The sequence below is a fragment of the Laspinema palackyanum D2c genome, assembly GCF_025370875.1.
GTDB classification, from domain to species: Bacteria; Cyanobacteriota; Cyanobacteriia; order Cyanobacteriales; family Laspinemataceae; genus Laspinema; species Laspinema palackyanum.
Genome location: NZ_JAMXFD010000048.1, coordinates 1 through 20,496, shown reverse-complemented (window position 1 = coordinate 20,496; position 20,496 = coordinate 1). Strand labels below are relative to the sequence as shown.

The following is a 20,496-nucleotide window of genomic DNA, read 5'->3' as shown; positions in this document are numbered from 1 at the left end:
TTTTCAAGCCCCAGGCTAAAAATCCCTGAATGTAAAGCTTTCAGCCCTCATTCTTAACTTTTGTCAGTCAACCAGGCGTTGGCGACATCCTCTGATTGGAAAAACCCTGACAATTTCAGGTCAGAATGGAGATGATGTGCCACTTTACCTAGAAAAACAACTGGAAAAACTACTGACTGAACTAGAAGGGTTGAGAGAGGAGGAGGATTCATGAATCGATACAGCATGATTGTTCAATGGTCTGATGAAGATCAACTTTTCCTAGTCACAATTCCAGAGTTTTCTGATAAGGTCGTGATGCCTTGTACTCACGGAAAAACTCGTGAAGAAGCTATCCGCAATGGGGAAGAAGTGATTGAAATGTATTTAGAGGCTTGGCAAGCCGAAGGTGATGTGATTCCTGAACCGAAAACACTTGAGATGGCTTGATGCTTTTGGTGAGTCCGATCTGAGGGAGGGGGGCTAGAAAGCGGGTTGCTGGGTTGTGGGTGGGGGCTAGAAAGCAGGTTTCTTTACTATCCGAAGATATAGTTAATAATTTGCTGGGTCGCCTTGATAATATCGGTTAAAGCTTGTTTATCCTTTTTCATAGATGACCTCGGCTGAATAGAGGATGCTCTGGCGACGGAGAATGTTATGACTATTGATAATACTGTTTAGGGTCATTAAATCCACAGGACGATTAAAAAGAGTAGAGAGTTGTTCTCGCATTTGAATGAACTCTAAACCCCAAGAGTGATTAGGCTGAAACGTGACTAAAATATCTACGTCACTATTCGGGTTAAAGTCATCTCGGAGAATGGAGCCAAATAGGGCAAGTTCGACGCTCTGCCAATGTTCACAAAACTCAGCTAGTTGTTCAGGGGTAATTCCTAGGCGATCATAAATTTGGCGATTAATTATTTTGGTGGTCATTTAATATTAGCTTTGGGGTTGTTTTATCCTACCTCTAATTATAGAGCAATCCTAAATCAGTTTAACAATGAATCCAAGACTGAAAGGCTTGGATTGGCGCACCACGTTATTGAATCCTTTGCGGGTTTATGTTGGAAAAAATAGGGGCGATGATGCTGATGTTATGCCGATCGCCCAACGGTTGAACCGGCAAACCGTCCTCACCTGCGCCTCCTGACGTTTCCAGAAGGTAAAATAGTCACAGCACACCAGGAGCCAGACATGACACTCCACGAACTCTTGCCACCCATTCATCCACTCAATCCGACTGACAAACAAAAACTGTTCGAGCTTCTCGATCGCAAACTGCACCCCACTCCCCCTACACCAGCGCCCGAACTCCAACCCGAAAACTTTCAAAACGAGGGCCAGTGGCTGATTGCAGTCTTTGAGCGATACTTCAGTGCGATCGCACCCCACGAAATTGCGATCGCACCCCGGGAACCCATCCGAGTTGACGAAACTCTATTTGGCGAACCCTGAAAATCATTCTGGCTACCAACGGGATTTTGGATTGGGGAATTGATTGGGTTAATCCGTGAACAGTAACATCATAAGGTTTTTTCCTCTAAGATATGGTTTTGGTAGAGTTGAGAAACCGGGTTTCTTAAATGTGGGGTGAGGAGGCAGAAATTTTGCTATAAACCCAATTTATGCGGGATTAAAGCCCAAATTGATTCTTGAATATGAGGTTTATTTTTATGGTTAGAGTAACGATTGAGGAAATTCAACGGGACCCCCTAGAATACTTGCGCCGAGTCGAAGGGGGTGAAACTTTAGTGATTGTGCGATTGGATGAGGCGATCGCCGAAATTCGACCCATTACTCCGAATCAGCAATTGCGACCTTATGGGTTATGCACTGGACAATTTATTGTTCCTGATGATTTCGATGCTCCTTTGCCCGAAGATATTCTGAATGCCTTTGAGGGGAAATGAAAATTTTGCTAGATACCCATATTTTTTTATGGTTTATCAGTGGTGATACCCGCTTATCCGTTCAGGTTCGTGACGCAATTCGAGATTCAAACAATCAAGTTTATTTAAGTGTGGTTTCCGTTTGGGAAGCCCTTGTTAAATATCAGTTAAGCAAATTACCTTTACCAGAACATCCCGGAATTTATTTACCCCAACAACGGGAACTCCATCAAATTGCCAGCCTTGCCCTTGATGAAACGAGCGTGGTGGAATTGGCTAAACTGCCGCCTTTACATCGCGATCCATTTGACCGGATGCTAATTTGTCAAGCTTTACATAACGATTTGATTATTGCCACAGTAGATTCAGCCATTCGTGTTTATCCAGTCCGGGTGATGTAGATAGTCATAGTTCAGGAATTGAGAAACCTAGTTTCTTGACCCGATTTAAGTGAGGAGGCAAAGATTCTGCTAGAAACCCGGTTTTTGAAGGGTTCTGGGTTGGCGCTTTGAGGGGTGCGAGAAACCGGGTTTCTCATCCAGATTTCGGTGAGAATGCTCCAGATTGTCATAGAAACCCGGTTTCTAATTTTGTGGGTAGGGTTGAAAAATAGGGTTTATAATCCGATTTGGGTGAGGATTGAGTAAAGTCTTTTCCAATTCCTACGGTTGAATCCGTTTAGCTTTCGATTCATGATACTCCCGGACTTGGCGCGATCGCACCCAATGAGGATAAATCATTTTTCCTAACTGAATCACAGTTCCTACCATGAGAAAAATTAGGACATAATTAGAGAAAATTCCCCCATTCAAAACTAACCCCAAGCTCATTCCTAATCCCACCGTCAGCAGCGAAATTCCCCAAGAAAAATAAATGGGAATATTAGGAGTTTTGAGTTTAATTTTAGATTTGAATGGGGAGATTTTGGCCTGTTCTAATTCATCGAAGACTGCACCGGCGACGATACCTGTTAAACTACTGATAATCATCCATCCTAGCAAAGCCCAACCATTAGACAGGGAACGGGTAGCATCCACAATTGGCCATGCACCACAGATTCCTCCGGCGATCGCCCCGGCAAGGGTTAGGGAGAGGTCTCTAGCGGTTCCCATCGCCCGCAATCGGCTGATTAATTCGTCGGTCCCCATTCCCGCATAAGCACCGATTAACGCACCTAAAAGGGAAGATGCGATTGCCGCTTCCTGTGCCGCTTGAGTCCAAGGCATGGACCCGAGTCCGAAGGCGGCTGCACTTAAAGCGGCAATCACCGCACTACTGATACTCCCGGCGATCGCACCTGTGGCAGCCGGACCCGGATTTTTGGCGATCGCCCGAATTGTAGACAGCACAGTCCAGGGAAACAAGAACAGAAAAGCCACAATTCCCCACACCGAATCACTGAACCCCCCGATCCAATTTCCCACTACATTCACCGGGTGAGTCCAGACGGTATTCAAGGCTAACCCGAGCAAAATTCCCAGCCAAGGATAGGGTAATTTTATCTCTTCTACAGGTTCCGGCGCGGTTTTAACTTTAAGGGCGACTCGATATAATTTTTGGTCTGAATTTGCTTGTAATAATAATTCGCGGTCATAAATGCGATCGGCCATTAAATTGCCGGTATCGACGGTAATGGTAAATTCAACTTGATTTCCTTTAAAACGGGCGGGGGTAATGTTTATCCAGGGATGATTATTTTTGGTAAAATAGCCATCTCTGCGATAAGGGGCCACCTTCCATCGCCCCGTCAGCATCGTTCCCGGAACGGGATTTTTAATCGAAATGGTTTGGGTAATCGGTTCTCCCAAAGTTGTCCCCCGAAACTGCACCAATTGATGACTAGAAATCACTTGAGGCGTGCGACTAATCTCAATCGGACTCAATACTTCCAGGGCGGTTTCTGCATTAGAATACCTGTCTTTAGGTTTGGGTTCCACCATTTTTTCCAGCCATTGAATCCAAGCCAGACTAAGTTTCGGAACCTTTTTCCGAAAGTGAATCCGATAACTGGGGTCAATTAACTCCCCAATCTCCTGGGATTTTGTCCCCGTCAGTAAACAAATTAAAGTCGCTCCCACGCCATATAAATCCGATGCCGGAGTCAGTTCCCGATTAAATAATTGCTCCGGTGGCATAAACCCCAGAGTTCCTTTAACAATGCTACTAACTGCAACTTCTCCCTCGCCAATATGAGCAAATCCAAAATCCACTAAGTAAACATTCATGAATTCATCCACCAGAATATTTTCTGGTTTAATATCCCGATGAATCACTGCGGGGAGGCGGTTTTGCAGGTAAACTAAAATCGACAACAGGGCGATCGCAATCTCTTTAACTTGAATCGGATGCCAGGTACTCTGTTGCGCCAGAGATTGCGCGGGTTTGTACTCCTGAACCATACAGAATCCCCGGGAACTCTCAAACGAATCCAAATAGCGGGGGATTCCCGGATGATTGAGCCCCTGAAGCACTTGAATTTCGCGCTGATAGGCATCATAACCCGCCCACCCCGCATCACTGGTACTGGCAAACTGAAACTGTTTAATCGCAACGAAATTGGCCGGATCGGGAGTGACATCGGGAGTGGGTGCTTCGGTTCCGGTGCGCGTCGCCAGGTAAGTCACGCGACCCCCAGCGCGGTTTTGACCCAATTCTCGGATAACCTGATAGCCATACTCACCAAAATCTGGAAGATTACTCATCATCATGTTTTCGCAGGGATGCCGGTACAACTATTCTACTGCGATCGCATGGGTGATGGGGTGAGGGGTTGGGGGAGGATGGGGGAGTTGGGGGAGATGGGGGAGATGGGGAAGATGTTTGGAGTAACGACTTCAGTGCTTCTCTTTCTTCGTTCGTAGTAACGACTTCAGTCGTTTCCGGGTGAAGGGGTGACAAGAACTCTTTCGCGCTTAAGTCCCTGTGAAGGAACTGAAGGATCTGGAGATGGGTGCGTGACGAAAGCGATCGCTTTCGTCACGTGGAAACGACTGAAGTCGTTACTACGAACTAAGATAACGACAGCAAGTCATGACGTTGAACATCTCCCCCATCTCCCCCATCTCCCCCAACCTCCCCATCTCCCTCAAACTCCTACTGCCTCTCTGCGGGAAGAAATGACTTTAGCGGGAACGCCTACGGCAATGGAATAAGGGGGGATATTTTTAGTTACAATGGCTCCTGCGCCGATGATGCTGCCTTCGCCAATGGTGACGCCATCCATGACTTTGACTCCGGTTCCTAACCAGCAATTGTCTTCAATAGTAATGCCTTCATAACTGTTGCCTTGTTGGTTAATATTTTGACCAACGTTGGCAAAATTATGATTGTTAGAGTAAATGCTTGAATGGGAAGCAATTAAACAGTCTTTGCCAATTTTAAGTTTGGCCCCAGACAGACAGGTATAGGGACCAATATAGGTGCGATCGCCAATTTCAATGCCGTTTTGATTGCCATGTGCTTTGATATCCACCCCGCGATCGAAAGAAACTCCATCCCCAATTTTAATTCTATCTTTCGGTCCAATGCTGCGAATTCTCACATCGCGCCCGATTGAGACTTTATGACCGATTTGCATCCGATAGGCACAGAATACTTCTACGCCGGTTTTGATACTCACTCCTTTGCCCAGTTTACCGAAAATTGTTTTATAAACCAGTCCACGCAACCGGGATCCGAGGGATGAAGGGACCCATTGAAGCAAGGCCATTTCTATTTCTTCTAATAAGTGAAAGAACCGCCAACCCAGGGCAAATTTTAAGGCTTTTTTATTTTGAAGCTGCACCGTATAATTTTGACTGGTCATTTTAATGCGTTCTCCCTGTGATAGTTCTCGGTGACGTGAGTTGGATTTGGGGGGGGTAGGTACTGGAGCAGGCCGTCTCCTGCTCTCTCATCCGCTCTCTACCCGGAGAGTGAAAGCAGCCTCTGCCGATGCTGTAGAACACAGTGCCAGCCGGGGGTCTCATTCTATAGGAGTATTTTTTTTAGGGTCAAAAATTTTCTCTATCCCAGAGGGTAGGCGGTCAGATTCCCTGGGCGATCGCTGCTCTTGTTATCAACTGTTATTAAACCCAATAATTTCCCTAGGAAATGCTTCGGTTCCCACTGGCAATCGCAGGCGTTCACGAACATTACGAAAGCGGGTTTCACCATTAAAAATTGGAATTGTTGCTGCTAAATCAATCGAATTCATAAGTTATTGAAGGATAAATTTGAATTAAATTAAATCGGGCATTACCAAGGCATGATACCTGGGCTGATTAACAACGATGAAATGAGAACTCAATGCAGTCACGGAATAAAAATAAGGTGTTATAGTTAAATGCAGATGGCCGTGGCTTGAGCTGAGTTAACCTCATGTCTCCATTCCCTTCAACCCTTCTGCTGCCACCGCGATCGCCAATTAAAATCCGCCTGTTCTACAAGCGATAAAGCTTGCGAACAACGGATCAGAACAAGCCTATCCGGGGTCATCACACGGGCTTGAATGTATCACCCGGGAAACTGCCTGGTCCTTCTAGGTATATTATTTACACGGAGATTCTGAATTGTCTCTCTATCGCCTGGTAGAGACTTTTTTAGAGCTTCCCGGTAACGCTTCACTCTGTATATAAAGTTTCCATAAAGTTGCGGGGAGAGTTTTTAAAAGTAATATGAAGCGATGGGAGAAAAATCCCGGAATTGGTCCTGATTGGGTCAAATTTATAGCTGTGCTGGACGGTTTTGTGTCTGTAAAATTACGCCCTATATTTTCACCTATACCGAAAGGCATACTCCTTTAGATATAAATTTCCCCTCATCCGAGCCCTATTATTTTTCGAGGGCTTCAAAAATAGTGGCTAAAATAGTATTGGAAAATAAAAATCCTTCGGGGTCCGAGAGTCGGATTGCGCCGGATGGAGGCAAAGTTGGGCCAAAATCTGGGAATTCTGAACCGGAGTGAACCTGGACCCAGCCTTGGCGATAATAGGGAAGGAGACAGTGCCAAAGCTGACGGAGGCGATCGCCACCAAACTGCTGGGTGAAGCGAGCAATATCAATCCCATCGGCTAACCGTAACCCCAGCATCAAGGTTTCTAACAACACCTCCTCCCCTGGCGTTTCCGGGATAGAAAGCACCCCGCCACTGCTTTGCCACTCTTGCACCCAAGCATAATACTCCCGCCTGGTCCGAGGACGAGTGAACCGTTGGCCCCCCACATAACTCGCGGCCCCCATGCCAAATCCATAGCAAGGGCGATTTTCCCAATAGACGCGATTATGCCGACACTGATAGGCCGACTGTGCATAATTCGAGACTTCATAATGTTCATACCCCGCCCCCGTCAGGGTCTCAACCGCCATCCGATACATTTGGGCGCTACTCTCATCGGTGGGTAATGGAGAAACCCCGGGTTCGTAGGTCCGGGAAAAGGCGGTCCCCGCTTCTACAATTAAGTCATAGCTAGAAATATGAGTCGGATTGAGGGCAACTGCCTGATTCAGAGAGTCTTGCCACTGTTCTAAGGTTTGGTGAGGCAGTCCTGATATCAAATCCAGACTAAAATTCTCGATTCCCACCTCGCGAATCACCTCAACGGCATTTAAAATATCTCCAGTTCGGTGCGATCGCCCACAGTCAGCCAACAAGTCATCTTGAAACGCCTGCACTCCCAAACTCACCCGATTGATTCCCCCCAGGCAATATCCAGCCAAGTGGTCCCGGTCAAAGGTCCCCGGATCCATCTCCATCGAAATTTCTGCATCAGCAGCAATTCCAAACCGGCGATCGAGACGATCCAAAATTTGACTCAACTGGGACACCGATAACAGGGACGGCGTACCCCCACCAAAAAACACCGTTTTCAGGGGCTGACCCCACACAGGAGTGTTTTCAATTTCCGTAATCAGCCATTCCACATACTCGACAATCGTACCCGAGTCCTCACCCTGCTTGCGATCGCCCACCACAGACACGGGAAAATCGCAATAAAAACAGCGACGACGGCAAAACGGAATATGCAGATAAGCAGACCTAGGAATCTCCGGGATCGTCGAGTCAGTCGAGGGTGTAGCCACTATGAATGCCTTAAATTTAGGTTGAAACTGCATATCCCTCTCCGGATTGACTTACGATGGAGAGAGTCCAAACTATAGAAGAGCAGAAAACTTAAGAGTATAATCAAGATGTCTTTCTACAATCAACTCAATCAGCGGTCTTCAAAAAATGTCGGGAAAACATCCTTAGAAAATGGTTTCCCAGCATGGACGACCTTGAGTTGAAACCTTACTCTTTTGAGTTGTTCAATCATGCTTAATGCAATCATCATTCTCTCATTCATTCTAGCAGCGGCGGGGATCGGTTTCTACAGCATAGAACTGCTTCCCGCCTCGGCGATCGCCCAAGTCACGAATCTGGACGGGTTGCGATCGGTCACCACCGGATTTGCCGCCTTGGTCGGGGGGGCCGTCGGCCTAGCGGTGCAAACCACCTACCGACGCATGGAAAAGCAAGTGCGGCAAATGCCCATTGATATGCTGATTACCCGGGCGATCGGTCTCGTCATGGGACTCTTGGTTGCCAACTTAATGCTGGCCCCCGTGTTCTTGCTCCCCATCCCTCGGGAATTTGGATTCATCAAACCCCTCGCCGCCATCCTCGGTAGCGTGATGTTTGCCTTTTTGGGCGTCACCCTCGCCGATGCTCACGGTCGCGCCTTCCTGCGCCTGATTAACCCCAGCAGTCTCGAATCCATGTTAGTCGCAGAAGGAACCTTGAAATCCGCTGCGACCAAAGTCCTAGATACCAGTTGCATTATCGATGGTCGCGTCGAGACCCTCCTCGCCACCGGCTTTTTAGAAGGACAAATCCTCGTTCCCCAGTTCGTCTTGCAGGAATTGCAAATGGTGGCGGATGCCTCCAACGACCAAAAACGGGTCCGGGGTCGTCGGGGACTCGATGTCCTCAATCGGATTAAGGAAAGCTATGCCGAACGCATCGTCATTCATCCGGCAGACTATGAGGACCTGCAAACCGTGGATGCGAAATTGGTCCGGTTGGCCCAAGAAATTAATGCCACCCTGCTCACCAATGACTACAATTTGTCCAAAGTGGCTACGGTGCAAAAGGTGTTAGTGCTGAATATCAACGACTTGACCCAAGCGGTTCGTCCGGTGTATCTCCCCGGAGACAGTCTCGACCTGAAAATTCTCAAAGAAGGTAAGGAAGAGGCCCAAGGGGTGGGATATTTGGACGATGGCACAATGGTAGTGGTCGAAGAAGGCCGCAAATATATCGGTGATCAGTTGCGAGTTGTCGTCACTTCTTCCTTACAAACTGCTGCCGGTCGGATGATTTTTGCCCGTCCTAATGCTTCAATGGTGGCCTGATGGGCTTATGGTGGAGGGTAACCATTTAAACGGGCGATCGCGCTGTCCCTCTTCTCTATCCCTGGGGATAGATGAATGGGGACAGCTTTGATAGCGATCGGGTGGCGTTCGAGGTCTCAACCTACAGGCAGAACCCCGAAATTTACCCCAGTCTGAGTTTGATTAACTCCCACCGTCACTTCATACCCAAACTCAGCAAAGGTAGAATCATAACCCGGGGGCACAATTGGGCGAACACTATAGGTTCCCGGCAAGACGTTCGTAAAACCAAACTCTCCAAATTCATTGGTGAGGGCGAACGGTTCATCCGCATCGAAAATGCCATTTTCATTCAAGTCCAGATAAACCGGGATATTTTCCAGCCCCAATTCAGTGACGAGTAAGTTAGGTTCGGCCGTAGCTGCTGTCGTTGTTCCGCTAAAGTAAGCCAGTAACTCATCCGCTTGGGTAAATACTTGAGCCTGGTCATCAATCCCCTGCAAAGTCCCCAGGGAGGCATTGGGACCGACACCAATGGCTCGCAGATTCACTTCAGATTGTTTCAACTCTTCAGCTTGCTCTAAGAAATCAAAACTGTTATCGCCTCCATCCGTCATTAAAATAACGGTGGCGTTACCGGGGAACGTTCCTGATGCCCCGAAAACCAATTCAGACTCCAATAATGCCGAGTTAAAATTGGTTCCGGACCCGAGATTGTAAGACTCAAAGCTCAAGGTTCGGAGAATTTCTGCGACATCAGAAATATTATTTCCATTTCGGTCTGTATTAGCCTTGATTGTCGGTAAATTATCGGTTAGCAATACATCCATAGTCAGCGCTGTACTCCGGCTACCAAACGGCACAACGGCTAGATTCACTGATTCTCCCAGACCTAGATCAATGATCGATTGATTCAACTCAATCAAACTGGCCAATTGTACATCCAGGATTGTGTTAGCCCGACCATCTCCATTCACGTCTCCAACCTGAGCCCCTTCAAAAATATTGAGGCTGCTTTCGGAAACATCAACTGCTAACACTACATCAATCAGATTCCCGACACCGACTATCAAACCCGGATCCCGGGTTCCGTTTCCATTCGCATCATTCCAGACCGAACCAGATAGGGTCGAACCCTCTTTTAATACCCCCCCAAAATCCAAACCTTTGACTTGTTCTCCTAGTCCTACCTCAACTATATAACCGGCATTTTCTGGAAAACTAGAAGTTTTACCCGGAGTGATTAACTCCCGGACAACATAAGTTCCTCCGGGTAATCCGCTAAAACGATAATCTCCATTCCCATTAGTCACCGTAATCGGTTCACCCGGGTCTGAAACTCCATTATTATTGAGGTCCAGATAGATGGGGACACCACCTAAACCTGCTTCAAATCCAAAACTACCATTTCCAGGATTGAGATTGCTAAATACATTTAACAATTCATCCGTGGTGGTGAAAATTTCTGCTCCCGGATCAATAGCAGCCAAATCTTCTAAACTAGCCCCCGCACCTACACCAAATGCTTTTAAATTTACCCCCTGATTGCGTAAGTTCAACACTTCCTGATTAAACGACGCTCCATTATGCTTCCCATCGGATAAGAAAATAATGTTCGCGTCTTCCGGTGCCGTATTTAACCACTCTAATATTTTGCCGGATTCCCGTAAGCCTGCTTTATAATTGGTTGAAACTCCCACTCGCAAAGCGTTAATATCCAGCTCACTTAAAACGTCTTCTACATCGGGAATTCCATTGTCATTTTCATCGGCAGATGGGTTAGTGGTGAGTTGTGCCCCGCCAATACCTGTATTTATATTAACGGGACTTGCATCGGTACCAAACACTACAATACCGACATTAGCGGTCTCCCCAAATCCTAAGTCAATTAACTCTTGATTCAGAGCGGTAAATCCAGCAATCTGGGCATCCATAATCCGATTAGAGCGGCCATTATCATTGCGATCGCCCACGGGACTACCTCGGAAACGCCCATTGACACTTCCTGAAACGTCAAGCACAAAAATTACATCCGGCTCATCTCCTTGAACAAATTCTCCATCCCGAATGCCATTCTCATTCAGGTCATTCCAAGCCGTTCCACTAATTTCACCCGAGAACCTTTGATTTCGGCCCCCAAGCACGATATATTCATAAATTTGCTGATTGGTAATTTGGGTGATTTCAACCCCATAAATTGTAGAGAGTTCCTGACTAAACCGAGAGCGATACTCCTCAATATTAACTAAGGCTGAGGTGTTAAGCCCCCTGGTAATGCCAACGTTGATTAAGTGCTCAAACGTTTGACGATAGGTTACTTGCGCCATTGATTGCACACCATAGAAAGTGGTGAGTTCCTGAGCATAAGTCCGGCGATAATATTCAATATCGACCCACTTCGAGGTATTTAACCCCTGCTCTATGCCGACGGTTGTAATATACTCAAACGTCTGCTCCAGACTGACTTCTTGAATGGTGCGTGCGCCATAAAAGCTAATCAGTTCACGCGCATAAGTATTGCGAACATACTGTATATCGATGGTTGAAGATAGGCTAAACCCCTGCTCAATGCCAGTCCCCAAGGCGAAGCGATAAATATCCGCCACCCCCACTTGCTCAATGGAGTTGACCCCATAAAACTGGGCAATTTCACCCGCATAAGCGCGCCGATAGAAGTCTAAATCAACCAATTCTGAAGTTTTCAGTCCTTGCTGTAATCCCACAGAATTTAGATGACTGTAGATTTGAGCGGCACTCACTTCGGTAATAGATTGAGCACCATAGAACCTGGTGATTTCTTCGGCATAAGTGTTGCGATAATACTCGAAATCAACGAATGCCGAAGTGTTCAGTCCTTTGGCAATCCCCTCGGTGGTGATATAGGTGTAGGTTTGGGTTAAGCTAACTTGCTCAATGGATTGGACCGAATAAAAACTGACCAGTTCCGATGCATACTGATTGCGAACATACCCCAAGTCAATTAAAGGATCCGGACTCAATCCTTGCTCTAATCCTCGGCTACTGAAATGACTAAAGGTTTCAGCCAAGCTAACTTGATCAATGGATTGGACCGAATAAAAGCTGGAAATCTCAGCGGCGTAAGTTTGCCGATAAAACTGTAAGTCGATAAACTCTGATGGATTAAATCCCTGTTGCAATCCGACGCTACTTAAATGGTTGTAGGTTTGGGTAAAGCTAATGGATTCCACGGATTCAACGCCATAGAAACTGGTCAGTTGAGAACGGTAGGTATTGCGATAATAGTCCAAATCCACAAAGGGAGAGGGATTCAATCCTTGCTCTAACCCAATGGTGGTTAGATAATTGTAAGTCTGGGTAAAGCTGACTTCATTAATGGACTGAACCCCATAAAAGCTGGTTAGTTCCGTTGCGTAATTGCTGCGATAGCTGCTTAACTCAATCAGCGGGGATGGGTTGAGTCCCTGCTGAATTCCCACCCCGGTAAAGTAGTCAAAAGCCTGAGTAAAACTGATGTCAGTAACTTGAGAGGTTTGATAAAAACTCGTTAATTGGCTAGAGTAGTTGTTGCGGATATACTCTATATCTACAAACGGTGACGGGTTAAGTCCTTGGGATAAGCCAATTTCTTGTAAGTGAGTGAAGGTTTGAGCCAAGCTCACTTCTTCGAGGCTGGTAGTGCGATAAAACTGGGTTAATTGACTGGCGTAAGTCCTGCGATAGTAATCCAGATTGACAAATTGAGAGAATTCTCGGTTTTCTTGGATTCCCAGTTGAGCAAAATGAGCGAAGGCACTTTTATATTGTCCTTGTTCTACGGCGGCGGCAATATCTGCATTGCGATCGAGATAAACCCTAGGGTTAAACAAGGCGATCGGCCAGCGGCCTTCCTCTTCCCCAAATTTCAGGAAGTGATCAAACGTGCTACTAAACTGATTTTGTTCAACTGCGGTGACCACATCGGGATAGCGCGTTTGATAAAAACTATCACTAAACAAGAAAGTTGAGGAGCGACTCTCACTTGCACCTACTTCTATAAAATGTTGGACCAGACTGCTAAATTCTCCTCCTTCAACTGCTGCAACTACATCAGGATTTTGTTGAGCATAGTATTGGGGATCAAATAAATAACTGGGAGCGCGTTCTTCTGCTGCCCCTAAAAGTTGATAGTGTTGAAAGGCGCTACTAAATCCGCCCTGGTTGATAGCTTCTACAACATCGGGATTTTGAGCAAGGTAATAGGATTCGTCAAAAATTTCTGAGAGTGAAATAGTCATTTTGAACACCCTGGGGGAAATATTGAATTTTCGGATTATATCATACGAGTGCTGTTAAAATTTTCAAAAATCAGGAGAAATGTTAAATATATATTATAAATTAATTAGTTTGTTAATAGTTTAGCTTATGAGTGGGGGAATTGAACCGAAGTTAGGGGTCTCATCGGTGAAAAAGCGCCCCTAAGTTCGGGTTAAGTGGGGGAATTTGTGATTAACTTAGGGTATTCCAACAAATAAAACCCGCAAAACGTTCAACGTCCCCCCTTCAGGGGTTTCTTTAAAGAGGACTCCATCAAGGAGTCACTACGAACGTTCGGATGATTTATTTGTTGGAATACCCTTACCGGAAACACAGGAAGAAATAAGTAGCGGCATTTGTTCCCACATTTTAGGAAATTTCTATCCGGTTTTCGGTGTACCCTTTTTAGGTGTTGGCATTACTGATGAAGTTCCGCCCAGTGGTTAAAGAGGGCTAAACTTTCTTCTTTTAAAACTTCTTCTACTAATTCCACATCACTCCCAAATTGTTTCAATTCTCGACAGGAAAGGTTGAGTTGAGTAAATCCGATCGCACAAGCATCCGCTATCCGAGTTCCAAATACAATTTTATCGATTTTCGCCCAATAAATAGCGGTAAAACACATCGGACAAGGTTCACAAGTGCTATAAATCACACAACCGGATAGGTCCATAGTATTTAATTTTTTAGAAGCCGCGCGAATGGCATGAACTTCGGCATGGGCTGTAACATCAACGCTACTGGTACAGATGTTATGCTCACAGCTTATCACTTCACCGTCTTTGACGATACAAGAGCCGAAGGGATCTTCCCCTTGGTTGACTCCTTCCATTGCTTTGGCGATCGCCAGTCTCATAAAGTGTTCATCACTTTTGATTTGACTTGTCATATTAATCCCTTTTTTCTCTATTCGGATTTTTTGAATACCTATGATTATAACGGCAGAGGATAGAATTGTCCTGTGCTTTTTTTAATAAAAATCCCTCAGTTCAGAACTTGCCTAATTCTATGCGACTGACTTCTTTGGATGTGTTTCGCGGCATGGCGATCGCCAGTATGATTCTGGTCAACAACCCGGGTAGCTGGCAGCAGGTTTATCCCCCCCTCCTCCATGCACCCTGGCATGGGTTCACCCCCACAGACCTGATTTTCCCCGCATTCCTGTTCATCTCTGGGGTGGCAATGGCTTTTTCCTTCGCCAAATACACCGACTCCCCCAGTTCCCCCCCTGCTGCTCCTGTTTACTTCAAAATCCTCCGTCGTGCGGCGATTCTCTTCGGTTTAGGCTTATTTTTGAACGGATCAACCCTGGTCCTGAAGACTTTACTTCAGGGTCAACCCCTGGATTTTGGCACTTTGCGGATTATGGGAGTGTTGCAGCGGATTAGTTTAGCCTATCTGCTGGGGGCGACTGCTATCCTCAACCTCTCCCGTCGTCGTCTGGGATTCCTCTGCCTTGCCATTCTCCTCGGATATTGGTTCGCCCTCACCCAAATTCCCGTTCCCGGTTATGGTCCTGGGGATTTATCCCCCAAGGGTGCAGGAACCCTCGTCGCCTATCTCGATCGCCTGATTTTGACACCCCCCCATATTTTGGGCGATGGCAGCTTTGAACCCGAGGGATTACTCAGTACCCTCCCCTCGGTCGTGACCACCCTCCTAGGCTTTTTGCTTGGGGATTGGTTGCAGAAACAACCCGTCACCTCCCTCACCAGTCTCAAAATGGCGGGAGTTGCCGTGGTGACAATCGTTACCGGCTCACTCTGGGGCCTAGTTTTCCCCATTAACAAACAACTCTGGACCAGTTCTTATGTTGTTTTAAGTGCCGGTTGGTCCCTCCTCTTATTGGCCGCCTGTTACGAAATGGTGGAGGTCCGCCAATGGCGAAGCTGGGCTTTTCCGTTTAAGGTGATGGGACTCAATGCCATCTTTGTCTTCGTTGCCTCGGGGTTTCTCGCCCGAATTTTGCTCTTTACCCCCGTCAGTAGCGCCACCGAGGCCCCCAGTCTCTACACCTGGATGTATCGCAATGGGTTCGTCCCCATTTTGGGCGAACTCCACGGGTCTTTTGCGATCGCCCTCATGACCCTGCTCTTCTGGACCTGGATTCTCTGGGGCCTCTACCGTCGGCGCTGGTTCTTCAAGCTGTAGAGGCGTCTTGCAGCCCCTACCCGGCACCCTGAAGGGTGGGGCTATACGGACGAAGCCTGCCTACGCAGGCTAAAACAACAACCCGCACCCTGAAGGGTTAAAACCTTCGCAAATGCGATCGCCCGGGGAAAGATTCACAATTATTAACACAAATCTTCAGGATGGCGATCGGCCTAGAGATTTCCTCTGGATCCAGCCCTTTCTACCCCATTTCAATCCCAACATCGCCGGTGCGATCCCCCGGGTCCATCGTGATCCCAAGTCCGGGTATCAACAGTCGTTGTCATAGAGTAGCCCGCGCAGGCGGGCTTTGTTCGTATAGCCCCACCCTTCAGGGTGCGGGTTTCTATGATCACAACCGGATTCCCTTTTTGTTATTGTCACTCTTTTTATAACTTAATCACCCTAAAACTTCATTTAAAAGAATTTACAGACTTGAGAAGCACTCAGAACCGATAAAAGATAAAAATAATCTTTTCTAGTTCTAATTGCTCCTGTTAACACCCCCATTCATTCCTCCAACCCCTTTACCTTTGTGGGGAAAGTGAACAATAATTGCCATCAACAGGGAAAAAACCCATTAGAGGGCCAACTCATCGGATCCAACCGGAAAGAAGGCCCAAGCAGAATAAGACACAAACATTTAAGGAGAGCAAAAGCGTGAAACTCGCAGTTTACGGAAAAGGTGGTATCGGTAAATCTACGACAAGCTGTAATATCTCCGTGGCCCTCGCCAAGCGCGGTAAAAAAGTTCTACAAATTGGCTGTGACCCGAAACATGACAGCACCTTTACCCTCACCGGGTATCTGATTCCCACCATCATTGACACCCTGCAAGAAAAAGACTTCCACTACGAAGACGTTTGGCCGGAAGATGTGATTTACAAAGGCTATGGCGGCGTAGACTGTGTAGAAGCTGGTGGCCCTCCTGCTGGGGCCGGTTGTGGTGGCTATGTGGTGGGAGAAACCGTCAAACTGCTCAAAGAGCTCAACGCCTTTGATGAATATGATGTGATTCTGTTTGACGTGCTCGGGGACGTGGTTTGTGGTGGATTTGCCGCACCGCTCAACTATGCCGACTACTGCGTAATCGTCACTGATAATGGCTTTGATGCCTTATTTGCCGCCAACAGAATTGCTGCATCGGTTCGCGAAAAAGCTCGCACCCATTCCTTGCGTTTGGCTGGGTTAATCGGTAACCGGACCTCGAAGCGGGACTTGATTGATAAATACATCGATACCGTACCCATGCCGGTTTTAGAGATTTTGCCCCTGATTGAAGATATTCGCGTGTCCCGGGTGAAAGGCAAAACCTTATTTGAAATGGCCGAGAGTGACCCTTCCCTCAACTATGTTTGCGACTATTACCTGAATATCGCGGACCAGTTGCTCTCTTCTCCCGAAGGCGTCGTCCCGAATGATACTCCCGATCGCGAGCTATTCACCCTGCTGTCTGACTTCTACCTCAATCCCGTCAAGGCTCCTACCCATAGCCCCGAAGGCGAACTTGACCTGATGATGGTTTAGAAATCTGCACGAATCATGACGAGAATGGAGGGGGTGTTGAGAAAGTGGGTATGATTCAGTACGAGACAATCGATCTATAAAGAATACAACCTACTTGTTTTCAGCAACCCAGAGGGATAGGCGTTATGGCATTTTTTGAAGAATTCTCTGCCACTTTAAAGAATCAGTGGTTGAAATATTTTGAAGACAACCGTGACTGGCTCCACCTGCATACAAAGTTGGCAGCGGTGAACACTCCTGACGGCGGCAAACGGCCTCCCTCTTACTTCATTCTGGGTGTGATGAATGCCTTAGAACCGAAGTTAGCGCAACTGATGTTGCCTTTTTCGCAGCTTAATCCCGATCCAGATACCTTGATTGAGGTCATTGGTCTCAATTTTGACCCGGATATCGCCCTCGGTAGAGGTCCCGCAACTCCGGCATCGGCAACAACGGGAGGTCATAAAGCTCCCCCGGTGGTCCCCCAGACCCCTCCGGCCCCCCCGCCATTTGTAACGTCTCCAGAGGCAGCAGTTGCTCAGGCTGCTGCGGTGGAACAGTCTCCAGAACCGGCTGTCACTCAAACACCAGCCTCCAGCGATCGCGACTATGACGATCCCGCTCTTTCTGTTGCGGCATCGGTCTTTGGTGACGAGGCGATCGCCGAAGAACAATCTTTTGATCCCCTCGGGGAAATGGAGTCCCCAGACCTGGAATCTGATGATTTATCCGGCTTTGGCGAGACCCTCTCCCCGCAAGTCCAGATAGAAGTCACGGAAGTTTCTGTGACGATCGCCGAAGATCTCTCTCTGAGTGATCTCTCTTCAGGATCCTCCAGTGATGATGACTTTGGGGATATGGATTTAGGCGGTCTGGATTCAGAATCCTCCAGTGATGATGACTTGGGAGATATGGATTTAGGCGGTCTGGATTTAGACTCCTCCAGTGATGATGACTTGGGAGATATGGATTTAGGCGGTCTGGATACAGAATCCTCTGAGGATTTAGGGGATATGGATTTAGGCGGACTGGATACAGAATCCTCCACGGATGATGACTTTGGGGATATGGATTTAGGCGGTCTGGATACAGAATCCTCCAGTGATGATGACTTTGGGGATATGGATTTAGGCGGTTTGGATACAGAATCCTCCACGGATGATGACTTTGGGGATATGGATTTAGGCGGTTTGGATACAGAATCCTCCAGTGATGATGACTTTGGAGATATGGATTTAGGCGGACTGGATTCAGAATCCTCCAGTGATGATGACTTTGGGGATATGGATTTAGGCGGTTTGGATTCAGATGCCTCGGATGACTTGGGAGATATGGACCTCGCCGGATTTGATGAAGAGACCGACGAGAGTGCGATCGCTATGCCAAATCCGTTTGGGGAATCCGTCCCGGACGACCTGGGAGACCTGGATTTAGGCGGGTTGGATTCAGACTCCACCGCCAATGATGACCTAGGAGACCTGGATTTAGAGGGATTTGGAGACACAAGTTCTGACGATGACCTTGGGGATTTGGATTTAGAGGGATTTGGAGACACAAATTCTGACGATGACCTCGGGGATTTAGACCTCGATTCGTTAGGAGATGATGACTCAGAAGATGCGTTTGGTGATGTCGATTTGGATGCGTTAGCCGATGAAATGGACTCTGAAGATGATTCAGAAATGTCCGATCTTTTGAATGACTTGTAACGACTAATTCAGCACCAACAATTACGAGAGGAGAATCAATTCCATGACTGTTGCTCCATCTGAATCACTCACCTTTGAGTGTGAAACCGGCAACTATCATACCTTTTGCCCCATTAGCTGCGTGGCGTGGCTTTACCAGAAGATAGAAGATAGTTTCTTTTTAGTGATTGGCACAAAAACCTGTGGCTATTTCCTCCAGAATGCGATGGGGGTGATGATCTTCGCCGAACCGCGCTATGCGATGGCGGAGTTGGAAGAGGCAGATATTTCGGCCCAGTTGAACGATTATGAAGAGTTAAAGCGGTTGTGCTTACAAATTAAGCGCGATCGCAACCCTAGCGTCATCGTCTGGATCGGCACCTGCACCACCGAAATCATCAAAACCGACCTAGAGGGTCTCGCACCGAAACTGGAAGCGGACCTCGGCGTTCCCATCGTCGTAGCGCGTGCCAACGGCTTAGATTACGCCTTTACCCAAGGCGAAGATACCGTATTGGCGGCAATGGTCCAACGCTGTCCCGAGAAGGTCGAAAAAGAGGAAGAAAAACAAGAACGCAACGCCATTCAGAAACTGCTCAACTTCGGTAAACAAAAAGAAGAAGTGGTGGCAGAAGAAGCGGAATATGCGAATCATCCTCCGTTGGTGCTATTTGGGTCCTTACCCGATCCAGTCGTAACGCAACTCACCCTAGAACTGAAGAAACAAGGGGTGAAAGTTTCGGGATGGTTGCCATCTAAGCGCTATACCGAACTCCCGGCGATCGCCGAAGGGGATTATGCCTGTGGTGTTAATCCCTTCCTCAGTCGCACCGCCACGGCATTCATGCGCCGTCGTAAAACCAAACTGATTGGTGCACCGTTCCCGATCGGTCCCGACGGCACCCGCGCCTGGATCGAAAAAATCTGTTCCGTCTTCGGCATCGAACCCGTCGGATTAGAAGAACGGGAAGCCCAAATCTGGGCCAGTTTGGAAGATTATATCCAACTGATTCGCGGTAAATCCGTCTTCTTCATGGGAGACAACTTACTAGAAATCTCCCTAGCGCGCTTCCTGATCCGTTGCGGCATGACTTGCCAAGAAATCGGGATTCCCTATCTGGATAAACGCTACCAAGGACCCGAACTCGCCTTGTTAGAAAAAACCTGCCATGAGATGGGTGTTCCCTTGCCAAAAATTATCGAAAAGCCCGATAATTACAACCAACTGCAACGAATTCACGAAGTGAGACCGGATCTGGTCATCACCGGAATGGCCCACGCCAACCCCTTAGAAGCACGAGGAATCAGTACCAAATGGTCGGTCGAATTTACCTTCGCCCAAATTCACGGATTCACCAACGCCCGGGATATCTTAGAGTTAGTCACTCGTCCCATGCGTCGGAATAATTCCATGAAAGACCTAGGCTGGGACCGCTTAGTAAAAGAAGAAGCCCAAGTATAATCTAGGAACATTCATCACTTAAACAAGAGGGTGGGCTTTGGTCCACCCTTTTTGTTGTTTTGTCCCCCGTTCGTAGTAACGATTTCAGTCGTTCTTTTCTTAGTTCGTAGTAATGTAACCCACATTCCGCAGGTAAAATAGGAGAGTTGAGGAATATTTTAAAACCATGACAGACATAGCATCTGACATCATA

17 protein-coding genes are annotated in these 20,496 nt (G+C 47.3%); 10 read left to right on the top strand and 7 right to left on the bottom strand.

Annotation, left to right across the window (positions count from 1 at the left end):
• Window positions 1–210 precede the first annotated feature (210 nt).
• The gene (locus NG795_RS27470) at window positions 211–429 is read left to right on the top strand and encodes a type II toxin-antitoxin system HicB family antitoxin (protein ID WP_367291791.1); all 219 of its coding nucleotides are present in this window, start codon (window positions 211–213) and stop codon (window positions 427–429) included.
• A gap of 147 nt (window positions 430–576) precedes the next feature.
• Here NG795_RS27470 and NG795_RS27465 read toward each other — a convergent pair whose 3' ends face one another.
• On the bottom strand, window positions 577–915 hold the full coding sequence (locus tag NG795_RS27465; protein ID WP_367291790.1) for a nucleotidyltransferase family protein: 339 nt from the start codon (window positions 913–915) through the stop codon (window positions 577–579).
• A gap of 67 nt (window positions 916–982) precedes the next feature.
• Between NG795_RS27465 and NG795_RS27460 the strand changes: the two genes are divergently transcribed.
• The 4 genes from NG795_RS27460 to NG795_RS27445 all read left to right on the top strand — a co-directional run bounded on the left by NG795_RS27460 (window position 983) and on the right by NG795_RS27445 (window position 2,272).
• On the top strand, window positions 983–1,132 hold the full coding sequence (locus tag NG795_RS27460) for a hypothetical protein (RefSeq protein WP_367291789.1): 150 nt from the start codon (window positions 983–985) through the stop codon (window positions 1,130–1,132).
• A 44-nt stretch (window positions 1,133–1,176) separates the two neighbouring features.
• Window positions 1,177–1,437, top strand: a complete 261-nt coding sequence (locus NG795_RS27455; RefSeq protein ID WP_367291788.1) for a hypothetical protein — start codon at window positions 1,177–1,179, stop codon at window positions 1,435–1,437.
• 218 nt (window positions 1,438–1,655) lie between these two features.
• Window positions 1,656–1,892 (top strand): type II toxin-antitoxin system Phd/YefM family antitoxin, encoded by a 237-nt coding sequence (locus NG795_RS27450; protein ID WP_367291787.1) that lies wholly within the window; start codon window positions 1,656–1,658, stop codon window positions 1,890–1,892.
• The gene (locus tag NG795_RS27445; RefSeq protein WP_367291786.1) at window positions 1,889–2,272 is read left to right on the top strand and encodes a type II toxin-antitoxin system VapC family toxin; all 384 of its coding nucleotides are present in this window, start codon (window positions 1,889–1,891) and stop codon (window positions 2,270–2,272) included. The genes NG795_RS27450 and NG795_RS27445 overlap by 4 nt, the downstream gene beginning before the upstream one ends.
• A 261-nt stretch (window positions 2,273–2,533) precedes the next feature.
• On the opposite strand, the gene NG795_RS27440 is transcribed toward NG795_RS27445, so the two are convergent.
• The 4 genes from NG795_RS27440 to hemW form a co-directional block, all read right to left on the bottom strand.
• Window positions 2,534–4,576: a protein kinase domain-containing protein gene (locus tag NG795_RS27440; RefSeq protein WP_367291785.1), complete on the bottom strand. Its 2,043-nt coding sequence runs from the start codon at window positions 4,574–4,576 to the stop codon at window positions 2,534–2,536.
• Window positions 4,577–4,956: 380 nt separating this feature from the next.
• On the bottom strand, window positions 4,957–5,676 hold the full coding sequence (locus NG795_RS27435; protein ID WP_367291784.1) for an acyltransferase: 720 nt from the start codon (window positions 5,674–5,676) through the stop codon (window positions 4,957–4,959).
• 252 nt (window positions 5,677–5,928) lie between these two features.
• Complete coding sequence (locus tag NG795_RS27430; protein ID WP_367291783.1) at window positions 5,929–6,066, bottom strand: hypothetical protein; 138 nt, start codon at window positions 6,064–6,066, stop codon at window positions 5,929–5,931.
• A gap of 617 nt (window positions 6,067–6,683) precedes the next feature.
• The gene (gene hemW, locus NG795_RS27425; protein ID WP_436836095.1) at window positions 6,684–7,931 is read right to left on the bottom strand and encodes a radical SAM family heme chaperone HemW; all 1,248 of its coding nucleotides are present in this window, start codon (window positions 7,929–7,931) and stop codon (window positions 6,684–6,686) included.
• 231 nt (window positions 7,932–8,162) lie between these two features.
• Here hemW and NG795_RS27420 point away from each other — a divergent pair, with 231 nt between their 5' ends.
• A complete protein-coding gene (locus NG795_RS27420; protein ID WP_367291781.1) occupies window positions 8,163–9,242 on the top strand; it encodes a PIN/TRAM domain-containing protein in 1,080 nt (359 codons plus the stop codon).
• Between the two features lie 116 nt (window positions 9,243–9,358).
• Here NG795_RS27420 and NG795_RS27415 read toward each other — a convergent pair whose 3' ends face one another.
• Together NG795_RS27415 and NG795_RS27410 are read right to left on the bottom strand one after the other, a co-directional pair.
• Complete coding sequence (locus NG795_RS27415) at window positions 9,359–13,477, bottom strand: hypothetical protein (protein WP_367291780.1); 4,119 nt, start codon at window positions 13,475–13,477, stop codon at window positions 9,359–9,361.
• A gap of 437 nt (window positions 13,478–13,914) precedes the next feature.
• The gene (locus tag NG795_RS27410) at window positions 13,915–14,385 is read right to left on the bottom strand and encodes a nucleoside deaminase (RefSeq protein ID WP_367291779.1); all 471 of its coding nucleotides are present in this window, start codon (window positions 14,383–14,385) and stop codon (window positions 13,915–13,917) included.
• 119 nt (window positions 14,386–14,504) lie between these two features.
• Here NG795_RS27410 and NG795_RS27405 point away from each other — a divergent pair, with 119 nt between their 5' ends.
• The 4 genes from NG795_RS27405 (at window position 14,505) to NG795_RS27390 (ending at window position 20,303) form a co-directional block, all read left to right on the top strand.
• A complete protein-coding gene (locus NG795_RS27405) occupies window positions 14,505–15,647 on the top strand; it encodes an acyltransferase family protein (protein WP_367291778.1) in 1,143 nt (380 codons plus the stop codon).
• A gap of 660 nt (window positions 15,648–16,307) precedes the next feature.
• Complete coding sequence (gene bchL, locus NG795_RS27400; RefSeq protein WP_261204257.1) at window positions 16,308–17,174, top strand: ferredoxin:protochlorophyllide reductase (ATP-dependent) iron-sulfur ATP-binding protein; 867 nt, start codon at window positions 16,308–16,310, stop codon at window positions 17,172–17,174.
• 125 nt (window positions 17,175–17,299) lie between these two features.
• Entirely contained in the window at window positions 17,300–18,862 is a 1,563-nt protein-coding gene (locus NG795_RS27395) for a DUF5331 domain-containing protein (RefSeq protein ID WP_367291777.1), read from the top strand.
• A gap of 43 nt (window positions 18,863–18,905) precedes the next feature.
• Window positions 18,906–20,303, top strand: a complete 1,398-nt coding sequence (locus NG795_RS27390; protein ID WP_367291776.1) for a ferredoxin:protochlorophyllide reductase (ATP-dependent) subunit N — start codon at window positions 18,906–18,908, stop codon at window positions 20,301–20,303.
• Window positions 20,304–20,496 lie beyond the last annotated feature (193 nt).

What these genes read in the sequence shown, in the direction of transcription:
- NG795_RS27465 (WP_367291790.1), bottom strand. Translation starts at nt 915, where the DNA reads ATGACCACCAAAATAATTAATCGCCAAATTTATGATCGCCTAGGAATT.
- NG795_RS27450 (WP_367291787.1), top strand. Translation starts at nt 1,656, where the DNA reads ATGGTTAGAGTAACGATTGAGGAAATTCAACGGGACCCCCTAGAATAC.
- NG795_RS27460 (WP_367291789.1), top strand. Translation starts at nt 983, where the DNA reads ATGAATCCAAGACTGAAAGGCTTGGATTGGCGCACCACGTTATTGAAT.
- NG795_RS27395 (WP_367291777.1), top strand. Translation starts at nt 17,300, where the DNA reads ATGGCATTTTTTGAAGAATTCTCTGCCACTTTAAAGAATCAGTGGTTG.
- NG795_RS27420 (WP_367291781.1), top strand. Translation starts at nt 8,163, where the DNA reads ATGCTTAATGCAATCATCATTCTCTCATTCATTCTAGCAGCGGCGGGG.
- NG795_RS27455 (WP_367291788.1), top strand. Translation starts at nt 1,177, where the DNA reads ATGACACTCCACGAACTCTTGCCACCCATTCATCCACTCAATCCGACT.
- NG795_RS27470 (WP_367291791.1), top strand. Translation starts at nt 211, where the DNA reads ATGAATCGATACAGCATGATTGTTCAATGGTCTGATGAAGATCAACTT.
- NG795_RS27435 (WP_367291784.1), bottom strand. Translation starts at nt 5,676, where the DNA reads ATGACCAGTCAAAATTATACGGTGCAGCTTCAAAATAAAAAAGCCTTA.
- NG795_RS27410 (WP_367291779.1), bottom strand. Translation starts at nt 14,385, where the DNA reads ATGACAAGTCAAATCAAAAGTGATGAACACTTTATGAGACTGGCGATC.
- NG795_RS27430 (WP_367291783.1), bottom strand. Translation starts at nt 6,066, where the DNA reads ATGAATTCGATTGATTTAGCAGCAACAATTCCAATTTTTAATGGTGAA.
- NG795_RS27445 (WP_367291786.1), top strand. Translation starts at nt 1,889, where the DNA reads ATGAAAATTTTGCTAGATACCCATATTTTTTTATGGTTTATCAGTGGT.
- NG795_RS27415 (WP_367291780.1), bottom strand. Translation starts at nt 13,477, where the DNA reads ATGACTATTTCACTCTCAGAAATTTTTGACGAATCCTATTACCTTGCT.
- NG795_RS27390 (WP_367291776.1), top strand. Translation starts at nt 18,906, where the DNA reads ATGACTGTTGCTCCATCTGAATCACTCACCTTTGAGTGTGAAACCGGC.
- NG795_RS27440 (WP_367291785.1), bottom strand. Translation starts at nt 4,576, where the DNA reads ATGATGAGTAATCTTCCAGATTTTGGTGAGTATGGCTATCAGGTTATC.
- NG795_RS27405 (WP_367291778.1), top strand. Translation starts at nt 14,505, where the DNA reads ATGCGACTGACTTCTTTGGATGTGTTTCGCGGCATGGCGATCGCCAGT.